14 protein-coding genes are annotated in these 14718 nt (G+C 52.8%); 2 read left to right on the top strand and 12 right to left on the bottom strand.

Annotation, left to right across the window (positions count from 1 at the left end; genetic code table 11):
- Positions 1–8: 8 nt before the first annotated feature.
- From J4G78_RS03195 to J4G78_RS03210, 4 genes are all read right to left on the bottom strand, one after another.
- Positions 9–767, bottom strand: a complete 759-nt coding sequence (locus tag J4G78_RS03195) for an arginyltransferase (RefSeq protein ID WP_207988428.1) — start codon at positions 765–767, stop codon at positions 9–11.
- Positions 768–949: 182 nt separating this feature from the next.
- Complete coding sequence (locus tag J4G78_RS03200; protein WP_207988429.1) at positions 950–1192, bottom strand: hypothetical protein; 243 nt, start codon at positions 1190–1192, stop codon at positions 950–952.
- 201 nt (positions 1193–1393) lie between these two features.
- Positions 1394–3064, bottom strand: coding sequence for an amidohydrolase (locus tag J4G78_RS03205; RefSeq protein ID WP_375140350.1), 1671 nt, complete (start codon positions 3062–3064; stop codon positions 1394–1396).
- Positions 3065–3094: 30 nt separating this feature from the next.
- Positions 3095–3970 (bottom strand): NAD(P)-dependent oxidoreductase, encoded by an 876-nt coding sequence (locus J4G78_RS03210; RefSeq protein ID WP_207988430.1) that lies wholly within the window; start codon positions 3968–3970, stop codon positions 3095–3097.
- 60 nt (positions 3971–4030) lie between these two features.
- Here J4G78_RS03210 and J4G78_RS03215 point away from each other — a divergent pair, with 60 nt between their 5' ends.
- On the top strand, positions 4031–5272 hold the full coding sequence (locus J4G78_RS03215; protein ID WP_207988431.1) for a threonine ammonia-lyase: 1242 nt from the start codon (positions 4031–4033) through the stop codon (positions 5270–5272).
- A gap of 435 nt (positions 5273–5707) precedes the next feature.
- Here the strand turns inward: J4G78_RS03215 and J4G78_RS03220 are convergent, their stop codons facing one another.
- The 3 genes from J4G78_RS03220 to J4G78_RS03230 all read right to left on the bottom strand — a co-directional run bounded on the left by J4G78_RS03220 (position 5708) and on the right by J4G78_RS03230 (position 10151).
- Positions 5708–7771 (bottom strand): S9 family peptidase, encoded by a 2064-nt coding sequence (locus tag J4G78_RS03220; protein ID WP_207988433.1) that lies wholly within the window; start codon positions 7769–7771, stop codon positions 5708–5710.
- A gap of 94 nt (positions 7772–7865) precedes the next feature.
- The gene (gene folP, locus J4G78_RS03225) at positions 7866–8981 is read right to left on the bottom strand and encodes a dihydropteroate synthase (protein WP_207988434.1); all 1116 of its coding nucleotides are present in this window, start codon (positions 8979–8981) and stop codon (positions 7866–7868) included.
- A gap of 9 nt (positions 8982–8990) precedes the next feature.
- Entirely contained in the window at positions 8991–10151 is a 1161-nt protein-coding gene (locus J4G78_RS03230; protein ID WP_207988436.1) for a site-specific DNA-methyltransferase, read from the bottom strand.
- A gap of 366 nt (positions 10152–10517) precedes the next feature.
- Here J4G78_RS03230 and J4G78_RS03235 point away from each other — a divergent pair, with 366 nt between their 5' ends.
- Positions 10518–11597 carry an acyl-CoA desaturase gene (locus J4G78_RS03235; RefSeq protein ID WP_207988438.1) on the top strand — a complete coding sequence of 360 codons (1080 nt, stop codon included), beginning with the start codon at positions 10518–10520 and terminating at the stop codon, positions 11595–11597.
- Here J4G78_RS03235 and rnhB read toward each other — a convergent pair.
- The 5 genes from rnhB to glmM are packed head-to-tail and all read right to left on the bottom strand — an operon-like array spanning position 11594 to position 14664.
- Positions 11594–12163, bottom strand: a complete 570-nt coding sequence (gene rnhB / locus J4G78_RS03240; RefSeq protein WP_207988440.1) for a ribonuclease HII — start codon at positions 12161–12163, stop codon at positions 11594–11596. The two genes, J4G78_RS03235 and rnhB, sit on opposite strands and share 4 nt — an antisense overlap.
- Positions 12160–12909 carry a bifunctional hydroxymethylpyrimidine kinase/phosphomethylpyrimidine kinase gene (gene thiD, locus J4G78_RS03245; RefSeq protein WP_207988442.1) on the bottom strand — a complete coding sequence of 250 codons (750 nt, stop codon included), beginning with the start codon at positions 12907–12909 and terminating at the stop codon, positions 12160–12162. The genes rnhB and thiD overlap by 4 nt, the downstream gene beginning before the upstream one ends.
- On the bottom strand, positions 12909–13100 hold the full coding sequence (locus tag J4G78_RS03250) for a hypothetical protein (protein ID WP_207988444.1): 192 nt from the start codon (positions 13098–13100) through the stop codon (positions 12909–12911). Before J4G78_RS03250 ends, thiD begins: the two co-directional genes overlap by 1 nt.
- Entirely contained in the window at positions 13097–13324 is a 228-nt protein-coding gene (locus tag J4G78_RS03255; protein ID WP_207988446.1) for a DUF1272 domain-containing protein, read from the bottom strand. Before J4G78_RS03255 ends, J4G78_RS03250 begins: the two co-directional genes overlap by 4 nt.
- Positions 13324–14664 (bottom strand): phosphoglucosamine mutase, encoded by a 1341-nt coding sequence (gene glmM, locus J4G78_RS03260; protein WP_207988448.1) that lies wholly within the window; start codon positions 14662–14664, stop codon positions 13324–13326. Before glmM ends, J4G78_RS03255 begins: the two co-directional genes overlap by 1 nt.
- Positions 14665–14718: the final 54 nt, after the last annotated feature.

Raw genomic sequence — 14718 nt, forward strand, 5'->3', positions numbered from 1 at the left:
GCAAATCATCAGATGGTTTTTTTCAGATTGGCCTTGGGATTAAAACGCCGCCATCCATCAGGTCCCAATTGTTCCAAGGGCTGAAAACGGACCTTATATTCCATCCGGCTCGATCCATTTACCCAATAACCAAGATAGACGAACGGCAGTCCCGCTTTACGTGCACGTAATATATGGTCCATGATAATGAAATTGCCCAGGCCAGCGCGATCCGGATGATCCGCATCGAAGAAACTGTAAATCATCGATAGGCCGTCACCCTGTTGATCCGTCAAACAGGCTCCAACCAAACGGCCTTTAACGCCATCTACAGTGGGTTCACGATACTCAATGACATAGCTTTTGACCGGTGATTGCTCGATCATGTCAGAGTAATCCATCTCATCCATTTCGGTCATGCCGCCGCCTGGGTGCCGTTTGGAAAGATATTTCTGCAACAAGGAAAACTGTTCTTCGGTTGCCCATGGTTCACAGGCTTCAACAACAATATCCTGATTGCGACGGAGCAATTTGCGTTGTGTGCTATTGGGTTGAAACTCATCAACCACCACGCGAACTGAAACACATGCTTTGCAATCGAGACAGCTTGGCCGGTAAGCGACATTTTGACTGCGACGAAACCCGATCCGCCCCAAGGCATCATTCAGCTCATCGGTATGGGGACCACTCAGCTCGGTGAAAACTTTCCGCTCGCTTTTGCCAGGCAGATAAGGGCACGGGCTGGGGTTTGTGACAAAAAATCGGGGGAAGCGAACGGGTGCGGTCACAGATGAGAGCCTTAAGTTACCTATTTAAGAATCAGTAAACCTAATATGCCTCGTGCCAGCACACATTAAAAGGTAATTTACCATGATGTGAAAAACGCCACTGTCGGAGGTCGGTTATTACGATAATCAGGCAAAAAAAACGGGGCGATAAACGCCCCGCTCTTCAAATATTTAATCAGGCCTCAGGGGCTTGTTGGATCGTCATCATCGTCATCAGCAATGATGATGATACCAGCGATAACCGCTGCAGCAGCCAAAACACCGATGATGATGCCGGAACTACCTTCAAGCTTTTCAGCTCCGGTATCAGCAGTAGCACCGATGCGTTCTGCAACTGGAGCTGTGCTCTTGACAGACTGAGCCATTGCGGGGGCGGTTATGAGGGAAACGGCGGCTACGGAAGCGGCCAACTTGTTGAACTTCATTATATACTCCAATCAGAATATTTACATTTATCAAAGGACAAGTCGAACCCCGACTTAAAACCCCCGATAGGGCAACAACGCTGCGCGACTCTTTATTGGGTGCATGCGCTATTGCCTGCGTGATACGTTCAGACTGTTTCAAACGCAAGTAATAAACTATAAAAACAGTCGAGCTATATGAATAGTACGACGCGCCGAAAGTTATTGCTGTTTTATGACATAGACAGGTCGCCCCGCTACCCACGTCTGCTCGACGATAATATTTCTGATCGCTTGCGGCGCTGCCAGCATTAAATCCTCGCTGATTATCACGAAATCTGCCCGTTTACCTTTAGTTAGACTGCCGATTCTATCCTCGGCAAAAGCCGCATAAGCTGCATCCGTCGTATAGGCTCGCCACGCCTGCTCACGGGTTAATTTCTCTTCTGGCATCCAACCACCGAAAGGCTGACCGTTCTCATCTTCTCGTGTTATGGCAACCGCCAATCCGGGAAATGGGTTGGACGACTCAACCGGCACATCGGTGCCAAAGGCTAATTTTGCACCCGAATCGAGTATTGATCGCCAAGCATAGGCGCCATCAAGGCGGTCAGCTCCCAACCGTGCCTCAGCCATCAGCCGATCAGAGGTCTGATGGACGGGCTGCATCGAGGCGATGGTCCCGGTTTTCGCTATTCGGGGAAGATCAACAGGATCAACAATCTGTGCATGCTCTATTCGCCAACGGCGGTCGCCTTTGAACGTATATTGCAATTCTTCAATCGCAGACAACAGTTCTTCATTCGCCTGATCGCCTATGGCGTGTACGGCTGTCTGAAAACCATCCATAGCAGCACGGCTCATCTTATTCTTGAGCTGCGCTGACGTGAGCAACGCCAGGCCTTTTTCTGGCGATTTGTCAGAATATGGCTGCTTTAGCAATGCCCCGCGCGAACCCAGTGCTCCGTCGATATATAGTTTCACCCCTGCAAGCTTCAGATGATCGTCATAAAGCCACGGTGAAGGTCCCGGCCCGCCAATAGCAATCATATTGTCAATTTCGCCGGCATAAGAGATGATCCGGACTTTCAATTGGCCTTTATCCCCTGCCCTTCGAAAGCTCTGCCATTGCTGCATGGTAGTTCCCATGTCGGCAATTGTGGTTACACCTTGCGATAGCAATATTTCCTGTGCTTTCATCAGCGCCAGATCATTTTCCACAGGACGTGGTGCCGGAATACTCTTCGCAAATAGATCCTGGGCTTTATCGACAAAAATACCGGTAGGCTGCCCGCCCGCCTTTTCTATCGCGCCGCCGGACGGCGCCTTGGTTGCAGCACTAATACCCGCCGCTTTCATACCAGCACTGTTGACCCAGGCGGCATGGCCATCAACCCGCTCCAGAAAAACAGGACGATCTGGAAGGATTGCATCAATATCCGCCGCGTTGGGAAAGCGCCCTAGCCCCCAAACTTCCTGATTCCATCCCCGCCCGATGATCCACGGGCGATTGGGGTATTTCTCGGCATATTCGCGAAGCGCCTGTTGTGCCTCAGCCAGCGACTTTGTGTCAGAAAGATCAAGTGTCAGCGCGGCGAAACCTAGTCCCATCACATGACCATGGGCATCGACAAAACCCGGAATCAGAGTTTTACCCTTACCATCAAACTGGAAATCAACATCTTTGGGCCGCTTATCTTTGCGATCCAGCAACTCTTTCACCCTGCCGTCATCATCAATAACCATGGCAGCAAACCGAATGACCTTGCCATCTTCGTTGAGTGTCATGCCGTTGACATTCTCAATCAGGCTATCGGCCTGTGCGGGCACGCCCGCAAATATTAAAGTCGCACATAAGGCACTACTTGACTTTACCATCGAAAAAATACGCATCACTATCCCCTAATTTCAATCGCCGTAAAACTACGCCCGGTTCTTCGGCAATCGAGAAACCAGCGAACTTGTATCATGGCGGCCACCACCTGCAGCTTGTACTTCGGCATAAAACTGATCGACCAAAGCAGCCACTGGCAAGGTCGAACCGTTAGCCCGAGCTTCTTCCAGCGCTAATCCGAGATCCTTGCGCATCCAGTTGACCGCAAAACCAAAATCAAATTCATCTTTGGCCATTGTGGCCCAGCGATTGTCCATCTGCCAGCTTTGGGCCGCCCCGCCAGAAATCGCGTCGTAAACTTTGTCGAGGTCCAATTTGCCCGCTTGGGCAAAGCGCAAGGCTTCGGACAAGCCTTGCAGCACGCCCGCAATCGCAATTTGATTGCACATTTTGGTGGTTTGTCCGGCCCCCGGTCCGCCGACATGGACTATACGGGCAGCATAAACCGCCATGATGTCTTCTGCAGCCGCAAAAGCGTCCTTGCTTCCACCGCACATGATAGACAGCTTGCCATTTTCGGCTCCCGCCTGCCCACCCGAAACCGGCGCATCCACGACTTGTATCCCGCGCCCCTGTGCTTCAACGGACAATTGCCGAGCAATTTGAGCTGACACAGTGGTATGATCAATGAACAGACTGCCGTTCTGCATTACGCCAAAAGCACCCTCACGGCCCATCGTGACTGCGCTCAGGTCGTCATCATTACCAACACAGCTAATCACAATTTCAGCCCCTTGGGCCGCTTCCACTGGACTGGCAGCAAAGGTGCCACCATTTTCCGCCACCCATTTTTCCGCTTTCGATTTGGTACGATTATAGACTGTCAGGTCATGTCCAGCCCGGGCCAGATGGGCTGCCATAGGACCGCCCATCACGCCAATTCCGATAAATGCAATTTTTGCCATAGGTTACTCGCATAATCATTGTTTCCCTGATTGACCAGATGCGTTAGGGGCCTTGGCATTATGACAAAAGAAAACACCGCTCCGCTTCCGACTTTCAGCCATGATGATGTCAAGGCCGCCCATGCGCGTATCCGTGACCGGGTCGTGCAGACACCGACACTGAAGAGTATTACGCTATCCGAGATGGCAGGCGCAGAGGTTTATCTGAAGTTCGAAAACCTTCAGTTTACCGCCGCTTACAAGGAACGCGGAGCCCTGAATGCGCTGCTTCTGATGGATCAAGACAAGCGGGCAGCGGGCGTAATCGCGGCATCCGCCGGCAATCATGCGCAGGGTCTCGCTTATAATGCGAAAAACCTGAACATCCCTGCGACTATTGTCATGCCCACAACCACTCCGATGGTAAAGGTTGAGCAAACCCGTGGACATGGTGCAGAAATCGTCATGGCGGGCGGCAATTATGACGAAGCCTATTCGAACGCACTGGAACTCGCCGCACAGCGCGGGCTTACTTACATTCACGCCTTTGATGATCCGCGCGTCGCCGCTGGTCAGGGTACGGTTGCCATCGAAATGCTCGAAGCCGTCCCCGATCTCAATCGCTTGATCATCCCCATTGGCGGCGGCGGATTATTCTCGGGCATGGCCACAGCGGCTCATGCGATCAATCCCAATATAAAAATGACGGGTGTGCAGGCTGCGCTTTACCCCAGCATGTATGGCAGGATTAATGGCAAGGAAGTTACCGCTGGCGGTGACACGCTGGCGGAAGGCATCGCGGTGCGAAATCCATCGGAATTTACCGCCGCGATCATCCAGAAACATGTCGATGAGATTTTGCTAGTGGGCGAAGCGCAACTGGAAGGCGCGGTCAGTCTATTGCTTCAAATCGAGAAAACCGTTGTCGAAGGCGCTGGCGCGGCCGGCCTCGCAGCCCTGCTCGGTAACAAGGATAAATTTGCCGGCGAGAAAGTCGGTCTGGTTCTGTGCGGCGGCAATATTGACACCCGGTTACTCGCCAATGTGCTGCTCCGCGACCTTGCCCGCTCCGGCCGCCTTGCGCGCCTCCGCTTACATTTGCGCGATCAGCCCGGTGCGCTGTATAATGTCGTGAAGCAATTTGCCGAGCATGAGGTCAACATCATCGAAGTCTATCACCAGCGTGTTTTCACCAACCTGCCCGCCAAGGGGTTGATTACCGATATTGAATGCGAAGCGAAGGACAAGGCGCAACTGGACGGCTTGATCGCTGACTTAAACAAAGTTGGCTATGATGTGCGGCAGGTGGAACTGGCGGATTAACGACTTAGAATAGTGCTCGCCTTAGTAGCGTATGAATATATCGGCATTGGCTTATCGAAGATCAAATGCTAACCAATAATAATGTGGCGTTTTATTGGCTTTCTAATATCGTTAATGATTGTTTCTTCAATAGAACTGTTCGCTTTCGGGTTTGTAGGCCTTTTGGCTTGTTGGGACGATTCCAAATGCTGGGAGCCAATCGAATATGGATTTGGCGGTTTCTGGACTATAACGATGTTCGTTTTGACATTTGTTTTCATAAGGCAAATGAAAGACAGCGAATCCCAGAATGATGCCGATGCTTAAAACGATCCCAATCTAGTTTTAAACCAATAGATAAACGCTAAACACCAAGCATCGCAAATCCCGCGCCACACCTGCGTGATCCGTGGAACTGGTAGACTAGCCCTGCTTCGCTGCTAGTAGGAAAAAACCCTACTTCTCTGCCTTTACAGGATCATATTTGGCAAACCAGCCCATGATATTATCCACCTTGGCAATCAGGTTGCTAGGCCTGCCAGCGATTAAATGCGGCGCATCCGGAATTTTAACCAATACGGTATCGACATTCTGGACTTTCAAAGCCGTATAAAACTGCTCTGCTTCCCAAGCGGGGGTGCGCCAATCGGCCTCTCCCACCATCAGCATTGTTGGCGTCTTCGCGTTGCTCACGATCGATAAAGGAGATCGCCGCCAATATTCCTCAGGTTGTTCCCAAGGTTGCGCACGAAACCAGTGCCGGCTGACAAATCGCGAAATATCCGCTGCTAACGCCATGGTGGTCCAGTTAATCACGGGTTTGATGGATGCAGCGGCGGCAAAGCGGTCGGTCTTCCCAACCGCCCATGCTGTCAATATACCGCCTCCCGAACCACCCGTTACGAATAAACGATCTTTGCTAACATAGTTTTTCGCAACCAGGGCATCAACAACGGACATCAGGTCGTCATGATCTTTCCCCGGATAGTCGAGATCAATAAGCTGCGCAAACGCTTCGCCATAGCCGGTTGAGCCGCGCGGATTGACATAAACCGTCACATATCCTTCCGCGGCAAAGCGCTGAATTTCAGCGGCAAAAAACGGACCGTACATTGCGTAAGGCCCGCCATGGATTTCGAGGATCATGGGATAGGACCCGTCCGCCTTGAACCCGGGCGGAAGCGCCACCCATGCCTGAATATCCCTGCCATCATGCGTGGATTTAGTCGTGATTTCTTCCACTGTGGCCAGTTGAAGATGACCGAGCGCATCGTCGTTGAGATTGGTCAGAACTCGGCCGCTTCTCCCGCCGCGGGAGAACGCCACTTCCGCCGGACGATTGGTACTGGCTTTGGTGTAAGCAATGACAGGCGAACTTCCACCAGCCTTTTGGGCCACGGAAAAGCTACCCGATGCATAAGGACGCCCGATGGCCGTTCCGCCGACATCCCGCACAAGGGTTTTGACATTTCCCGACAGGTCGATCGACAATAGGGTCAGCAGACCGTCGACCTCCGCTTGCGCAATCAGTGCCTTACCATCGGCGCGCCAGTGCACGGCATCTATGGACCGATCAAAATTCGCCGTCAGACTGCGAATATTGGCACCATCGGTGTTCATCACATAGAGCTCGGTATGCTGATAGGATTTCAGTTTATCATCATAGCCGAGATAAGCGATTTGCGACCCTTTGGGCGAGACTTTGGGAGCAAAATCAGGACCGTCGCGCTCTGTCAGAGCTGTCATGGAGAGGTCCGACAAGTTCACCCGATAGATTTCGCTTTCAATCGGATCGAGATAGGCGTCTTCCACATCATTGCCTGTGACAAGAAGCGCGCCATTGCCGAGCCATTCGGGGGAACTGAAATCATTTTCACCCTTGGTCACCTGACGCGGCGTTCCGCCTTCTGCGCTCAGTATAAACACATGGCTTTTTCCCTTGGGCAGATAGCCGGCCCCGTCAAACCGAAAGACCAGATCATCGAATACCCGCACTGACTTCGCCCATTCGGAGTCTTCCGGGCCTTTCGGCGGCTTGGTAAAGGATGCCGGCTCATCAGGTACGAACATCGAAAAGGCGATTGTTTTGCCATCCGGTGACCATGTTGGCGCGCTGGGATTAACGCCTAATTGCGCGAGTGAAAAGCTCTCACCGCTGTCCATATAGCGCACGCGCAGGTCAGGCTTGCCGCCCGTTGTGGTGAGATATACTAGCCGATCTCCGTCGGGTGACCAGCGCACGGAAGAGCTCGATCCCTTGCCCGACACCAAAGGTCTGTGTTCCCCATTTTGCGTGGTGATGGCCCACAGATCTCCAATCACGCGGTCGCTGCGTTTATCCATCGATTTGCGGGCATAGACGATAGTTTTTCCGTCCGGAGATATCTGCGGATCATCAGCATATTCCAAGTCAAAAACACGCTCGGAAGTGAATTTGCTCGCGTCATCGGTGGTTTCGGCCAGCCCTGCGCTGGTAATGGAAAGAAGCGAGCAGGCGGCGAGCAAATAGCGTGTTTTCATTACAATTCCCTTCGTTTCGTCCGATCCTATGGCCGTCACGTGCGCTTTGCCAGCGGGAATTTACATTATTTGAAATTGAAGAGTGATGACGCTGTTAAACCTGCGCGGTCACCCCTGCATCGCGCATTCCGCGCCAGACTTGCGCGGCTTGTACTGTTTCCGGCACGTCATGGACACGCACGACCTGCGCGCCTTGCTGGATTGCGTGATGGGCGAAGGCAATGGAACCGCCTAGCCTTTGATCAACAGGCGCTTCCTTGGACAGCGCGCCGATCATGCGTTTGCGGCTCGCACCGATAAGCAACGGCTGACCAAGCGCATGAAATAGCGCGATATTGTTCATCAGCGCCAGATTGTCGGAAAGGGATTTGCCGAAGCCAAGGCCCGGATCGATGATAATCTTTTCTCGTTCAAAACCAGCTGCGACGACATCTGCGACACGCTGTTCCAGCCAGTCAAACGTATCGGTCACGACATTGCCATAACCGTCGCTCTTATGCGGGTCTTTCCCACTAGACGGCGCGTGCATCAGCACCACGGGCCTGCCGGACACGCCAGCGACTTCCAGCGAACGTTTATCGTGCAGCAAAGCGGATACATCATTGATAATATGCGCGCCCGCTGCAATGGCCGCTTCCATGACTGCGGCCTTACGCGTGTCAATGGACAGAGCCGCACCGCATTGGGTGAGTTTTTCGATTACCGGAATAACGCGTTTGATTTCGTCGCCTTCCCATACGGTATCTGCGCCGGGCCGCGTTGACTCGCCGCCAATATCGAGGATCGAAGCCCCTGCTGTCGCCATATCAAAACCGGCATCCGCTGCGATTTGCGGATCACCGTCATGTTTCCCGCCATCGGAAAAGCTATCTGGCGTCATGTTGAGAATGCCCATGACATGCGGCTGATCAAAGCGCAGCACCCGCTCTCCGCATTGCAGCGAACTATGGGATTTGGTCAGATTAGCAAACTGTGTCGCTGCGCGCTCTTGCACGGGCTCTGGTAAACGCGATGCGATTTTATCCCATAATTCCACAGGAACCAGGTTTCGAAACGGCGCTTTATTCTCTTCGAATATCGAATATTCTACATGAGAAAACCATAATAAACTATTGTTTAAACGCTTATTTTGTTCATCAAAATATTGCGGACTGTCAAGAAACCCACCGGGTTTCAGGTAGATTTTTGCATCAGAACCAATATCCGCCATGAAACTATCCTATGGCTCCGTCGCCAGCAAATAGGTTTGCCGCAGATTATCCACCTGCCGCAACTCTTTGCCATCATCATAATACCAATAGGTCCAGCCATTGCAGCTTGGCGCGTCCTGTACCGTCGCGCCGATTTTATGGATTGATCCCTCATGCCCGTTCCACAGCAGTGAACCATCCGCACGGACCTTCGCCTTGAACTTGCGGTTCTTGCTGCAAAGCTCCGTACCCGGCTTCAAATAACCGGTTTCGACCAATGTGCCAAAAGCCACTCGCGGTTTGGCCTTAGGCGACTGCATGGTTTTCAGTTCACTTTCATCCAGTGGCAACGCCGCCTCGATACGCTCTTCCGCCACTTCGCAGTAATTATCTTCTTTCTCACAACCGATCCAGTGACGGCCCAGACGTTTCGCCACCGCTCCGGTGGTGCCTGTCCCGAAAAACGGATCAAGGACAACGTCACCCTTATTGGTGGTCGCCAACATCACGCGGTACAACAAAGCCTCTGGCTTTTGGGTGGGATGGGCCTTGACGCCATTGCGTTTCAGCCGTTCCTGCCCGCCGCAAATCGGCATCACCCAGTCGCTGCGCATTTGCAGTTCGTCGTTGAGGTTTTTCATCGCGCGATAGTTGAATGTATATTTCGCCTTCTCGCTTTTCGACGCCCAGATCAGCGTTTCGTGGGCGTTGGTAAAGCGTGTGCCTTTGAAATTCGGCATCGGATTGGCTTTGCGCCAGATAATATCATTGAGGATCCAGTAGCCGAGATCCTGCAACGACGCGCCGACCCGGAATATATTGTGATAGCTGCCAATCACCCAAAGCGAGCCATTGGGCTTCAATATACGCCGTGCTTCTTTCAGCCACGCCTTTGTAAAAGCGTCATAAACGGCAAAGCTGTCAAACTGGTCCCAAGCGTCGTCCACAGCGTCCACCTGTCCGCCTTCGGGCCGATAGAGATCACCGCCGAGCTGCAGATTATAGGGTGGATCGGCAAAAACCATATCGACGGATTCATCGGGCAAGGACTTCATCGCCTCCACACAATCCATCTTCAAAATCTGGTTCAGCGGCAGATCGACCGCGGGCTTTTTCGAAGCGGTCTTTTTTGCGGTGGTCTTCGCCTTTGCTTTGGTTTTGGGCGTGTCGATACGCTCAATAATACCCATGAATTTTTCGCCTTTTTGACTGAAGTGACGCTCAGGGTGAGTCCTCAGCGGCCAACGGTCAAGGCCGTTAACTTAGGTTAAAGGCGTGTTTTTATGGTTAACAGAAAATCGAAAAGGAGAACGAAACGAGTCCCCCACCAGATATGGAGTCTTGGCGCACCCAACGGACTCAATCCCTAGTGGTGTGTCCCAAAGGACTCGCCAGCAGCCCCAAATACGAAAAAAACAAAATTTTCGTATTTCACAGAGACTAACCGTAAAATTTGGTTACGCAGTGGTTAACTTGTTTGCCGGATTTCGTAAAATATGGTTATATCGACCCAATATTTGAATTGATGCTTATATTTGATCATGCGGGGGCGCATAATGACTGTTGATACCAAATCAAAAAACACGGGCGATACTGTAAAATCAGCAACCCAGAATGATCTCTTCAAAGCGAAAACCAATGACAACGAGCAAGGGCTTTTAAAGGCCGAAAAGGACGCGGTGACCGTGCCTTTTGGCGCAAAATATGGCGGCAAGGCGGCCCGCGCAAAGCTGCGGGAGCATGCCATTCTCTCCACCACCAAAATCGGTGGTTCTATCGCAGCGGTCTATTGGATGTTTGCTTACGGCTCCGGCTGGGTGGAATGGTCCGCCTTTCTGGTCGGTTATTTCCTCTCCATGGTTGGTTGTATTGTCGGTTATCACCGCTATTTCTCGCACCGCGCTTTTGAGACATCCAAGCCAATGGGCATATTCATTGCGATATTGACGCAGTCAGCGGCGCAGGGCTCCGCTCTCCATTGGGCCGCCAATCACCGGCGTCATCACGCGATGACGGATAAAGTCGGAGACGCCCACAGCCCGCATTTCGATGGCTATGGCAAACCGTTAAAGGGCTTTGCGAAATTTCATCATAGCCATGTCGGCTGGCTGTTTGACCGGACAACCACCGATCTCAGCATTTACGGCAAGGGTCTGGTTGATGACGAAATCGTTATGTTCGCCCATCGCACCCGCTGGTTCTGGTATTTTGTCTCCGCGATTATTTTCCCGACGCTCTGGGCCTTGGCCTTTGCTGGTCCAGAGGCGATTATCGGAACGATCCTGATCGCCGGATTTTTGCGAATTTTTGCCGTACTCACCGTGCTGCAAAGCGTGAACAGCATTTGCCATCTATTTGGGTCCCAAAGATTCAAAGGCCACGATACGGCCAGGAACAACGTGCTGATCAATATCCTCACCATGGGCGACGGCTGGCATAACAACCATCATCAACATCCCCGCTCTGCCACATCCGGCTTGGTATGGTGGGAATTCGATCCCTGTGCCAATATCATTCGCCTGTGGGAGAAAATGGGGTTGGTTTGGAACGTCAAATGGGCGCCGCGCTATACCAAAGATGAAAGTGGCGAATGGGTTCAGGAAAAACCCAAAGCCCCTGCAAAACAAGCCGCCTAAAGCAAGGAAAATTGCGCGACAGGTGCAAAGCTTTTGCGATGTAGCGGTGTCGGCCCATATTCCCTGAGCGCTGCCAGGTGCTCTGCCGTGCCATAACCCTTATTCCGTTCCCAACCATATTCGGGATATTGCTCCGCCGCGGCGACCATCATGCGATCGCGATATTCTTTGGCCAGGATCGAAGCCGCGGAGATACAGGGATGGATGGCGTCACCGCCGATGACAGCTTCGGCATCATGGCCCCATTTCGGCAAGCGATTACCGTCAACCAATATGTGATCTGGCTTCTGTGATAGGCCATCAGCCGCGCGCGTCATAGCCAGCATCGTCGCCTGCAAGATATTAATAGAATCAATCTCAGACTCTTCGCATAATGCTATGTGATATATTGTTTTTTCCAAAATTTCAGATTCAAGAGTCGCACGCTTTTTGGCCGTCAGCTTTTTACTATCATCCAGCCCCTTGATGCTATGGCCATCTGGCAAAATCACCGCCGCTGCAACCACAGGGCCAGCCAGCGGCCCCCTGCCCGCTTCATCGATTCCGGCAATGATCTGCGACATCATATCTTCGGTACGCCCATCGGACCATGGCCCGCCCCAAAGCCGGGGGCTGCTTTCAAGCTCGCTCGGACATAGTCCCGCGCTTTACCAATTGCGCCGCTTATGCTGTCGCCGCTGGCCAGATAAGTCGCGATCGCGGCTGACAAGGTGCAACCGGTTCCGTGGCTGTGCCGCGTATCAATGCGACTCCCCTCCCAGCGCTCCTGCTCACCATCCGAACCGATAAGCCGGTCCACCAACACCGCGTCCTCGCCGTGACCGCCCTTGATTAGAAACGGCACCGGCAAGCCAGCGATCATATTCTCCCCGCCCAAGCGCTCCATTTCGTCCAGATTGGGGGTCACCAGACTGCTGAGCGGGATGATCTTATGGAACGCCGCAATCGTCCGGTCATCCGCCAATGTCGCGCCGCTGGTTGCCACCATGACAGGATCAAAGACCACGGGCTTGTTGCGTAAGGATTTCAGGAAGCCTGCAACCGCGAGAGCAATTTCCGGCGAACCCAGCATTCCGATCTTAATTGCATCGGCATCAAAATCATCCATCACTGCCCAGATTTGCGCGAGCACCATATCGGGGGACATCAGATCAACAGCGGTCACGCCTGCACTGTTTTGCGCGGTAACGGCCGTAATGGCGGTCATCGCATGGCCGCCGAGATTGGTAATTGTCCGGATATCCGCCTGTATCCCCGCCCCTCCGCCACTGTCGGAACCGGCGATGGACAGGATCCGGGGGCAGCTAGCCATTAAGCGACGCCAAAGAACAGCACAACAATCGCTGCAAACATCAAAAAATCAGCAATGCCGACGCCGATAATCACCGCGTTACGATTGGCACGAAACCAGTCCGGTACAATAATGAACAGCGCCAATCCCACCGCGATCGGGATGAATAGCAACATGACAATGATCGCCAGAAATATCACGCCCGTAATCATCCTTTATATTTGCGTTCTGTCGAAGCTGGGAATTTCTTTAGCAATTCCGCCGACCGCGTCGGCCTAGGCACCAACTCACCGCCACAATTGGGGCAAGTGCCCTGATGCGTCGCGACATTGCAATCATCGCAAAAGGTACATTCGAACGAACAGATATACGCCCCGCTCTGGTCAGCGGGCAAATCTTTGCCACAACTTTCACAATCGGGCCGCATGCTGAGCATCAGGCCGCTACCTCTGCGACAACATCGCAAATGCGGTCGACCACGGCATGGACCTGATCACTATTATCGCCCTCTACCATCACCCGGATCAATGGCTCCGTACCGGACGCACGGATCACGAGCCGCCCTGTCCCGTTTAGCTCCTTCTCCGCCTCGGCAATGACCGCCTTGACGCCATTATCATCCAGCGGCGCTCCGCTGGAGTAGCGGACATTTTTGAGCAATTGCGGGACCGGGTCGAACAGATGGAGCAACTCGCTGGCTGGCTTGCCGCTCTCGACCAGTTCCCGTAAGACCTGCAAAGCCGCGATTGTGCCGTCACCGGTCGTGCCGTGGTCGAGCAGGATCATATGGCCCGATTGCTCGCCGCCAACGTTGAAACCGCCTTTTTTCATCTCTTCCAGAACATAGCGGTCGCCAACTTTTGACCGGATCAGGGCAAGCTCTTGCGACGCCAGAAAACGTTCGAGCCCCAGATTGGACATCACCGTCGCCACGATGCCCCCGCCGCGCAGCAGACCATTGCGGCTCCAGCTCGACCCGATCAGAGCCATTAACTGGTCACCATCAACAATCTCGCCCTTTTCATCGACGACAATCAGGCGGTCTGCATCACCGTCCAGCGCAATACCGATATGAGCACCACTCGCGACAACGCTTTCCTGCAAGGCAGCAACGTCGGTGGACCCGCATTTATGATTGATATTCTTGCCATCAGGATCAACACCAATGGTAATCACCTCCGCGCCCAACTCCCAGAAAGCCGATGGGGCCACCTGATAAGCCGCACCATTGGCGCAATCCACGACCAGTTTAAGGCCATCAAGCCGAATGTGGTCCGGCAGCGACATTTTAATCGCATGAATATAGCGACCTTTGGCATCTTCAAACCGCTTCGCCCGGCCAATATCTTCGGCTGGCGCCAGTTTTGCGTCTTCGGACAGATAGGATTCAATTTTCAGCTCATCTTCATCGGAAAGCTTGAAACCATCCGGACCGAATAGTTTGATGCCATTGTCATAATAGGGATTGTGGCTAGCCGATATCATAACACCCAGATCGGCCCGCATTGAACGCGCCAACAATGCCACAGCCGGTGTCGGCATTGGCCCGACCTGCACGACATCCATGCCAACGCTGGTAAAACCAGCCACCAAGGCATTTTCCATCATATAGCCGGATAACCGAGTATCCTTACCGATTACAACCCGATGGCGATGCTTGCCACGCAAAAAATGACGGCCCGCCGCTTGCCCGACTTTCATCGCGATTTCGGCGGTCATCGGGCTCTGGTTGGTTAGCCCCCTGATGCCGTCGGTCCCAAAAAATTTTTTTGTCATACTCTACCGATCAATAAACTGGTCGTGATTTAAATAAAATTTGGCTCGGATCAA

It is taken from the genome of Parasphingorhabdus cellanae (assembly GCF_017498565.1).
Classification (GTDB): domain Bacteria; phylum Pseudomonadota; class Alphaproteobacteria; order Sphingomonadales; family Sphingomonadaceae; genus Parasphingorhabdus; species Parasphingorhabdus cellanae.

What these genes read in the sequence shown, in the direction of transcription:
- J4G78_RS03200 (WP_207988429.1), bottom strand. Translation starts at nt 1,192, where the DNA reads ATGAAGTTCAACAAGTTGGCCGCTTCCGTAGCCGCCGTTTCCCTCATA.
- J4G78_RS03205 (WP_375140350.1), bottom strand. Translation starts at nt 3,064, where the DNA reads ATGCGTATTTTTTCGATGGTAAAGTCAAGTAGTGCCTTATGTGCGACT.
- J4G78_RS03210 (WP_207988430.1), bottom strand. Translation starts at nt 3,970, where the DNA reads ATGGCAAAAATTGCATTTATCGGAATTGGCGTGATGGGCGGTCCTATG.
- J4G78_RS03215 (WP_207988431.1), top strand. Translation starts at nt 4,031, where the DNA reads ATGACAAAAGAAAACACCGCTCCGCTTCCGACTTTCAGCCATGATGAT.
- J4G78_RS03220 (WP_207988433.1), bottom strand. Translation starts at nt 7,771, where the DNA reads ATGAAAACACGCTATTTGCTCGCCGCCTGCTCGCTTCTTTCCATTACC.
- folP (WP_207988434.1), bottom strand. Translation starts at nt 8,981, where the DNA reads ATGGCGGATATTGGTTCTGATGCAAAAATCTACCTGAAACCCGGTGGG.
- J4G78_RS03230 (WP_207988436.1), bottom strand. Translation starts at nt 10,151, where the DNA reads ATGGGTATTATTGAGCGTATCGACACGCCCAAAACCAAAGCAAAGGCG.
- J4G78_RS03235 (WP_207988438.1), top strand. Translation starts at nt 10,518, where the DNA reads ATGACTGTTGATACCAAATCAAAAAACACGGGCGATACTGTAAAATCA.
- rnhB (WP_207988440.1), bottom strand. Translation starts at nt 12,163, where the DNA reads ATGATGTCGCAGATCATTGCCGGAATCGATGAAGCGGGCAGGGGGCCG.
- thiD (WP_207988442.1), bottom strand. Translation starts at nt 12,909, where the DNA reads ATGGCTAGCTGCCCCCGGATCCTGTCCATCGCCGGTTCCGACAGTGGC.
- J4G78_RS03250 (WP_207988444.1), bottom strand. Translation starts at nt 13,100, where the DNA reads ATGATTACGGGCGTGATATTTCTGGCGATCATTGTCATGTTGCTATTC.
- J4G78_RS03255 (WP_207988446.1), bottom strand. Translation starts at nt 13,324, where the DNA reads ATGCTCAGCATGCGGCCCGATTGTGAAAGTTGTGGCAAAGATTTGCCC.
- glmM (WP_207988448.1), bottom strand. Translation starts at nt 14,664, where the DNA reads ATGACAAAAAAATTTTTTGGGACCGACGGCATCAGGGGGCTAACCAAC.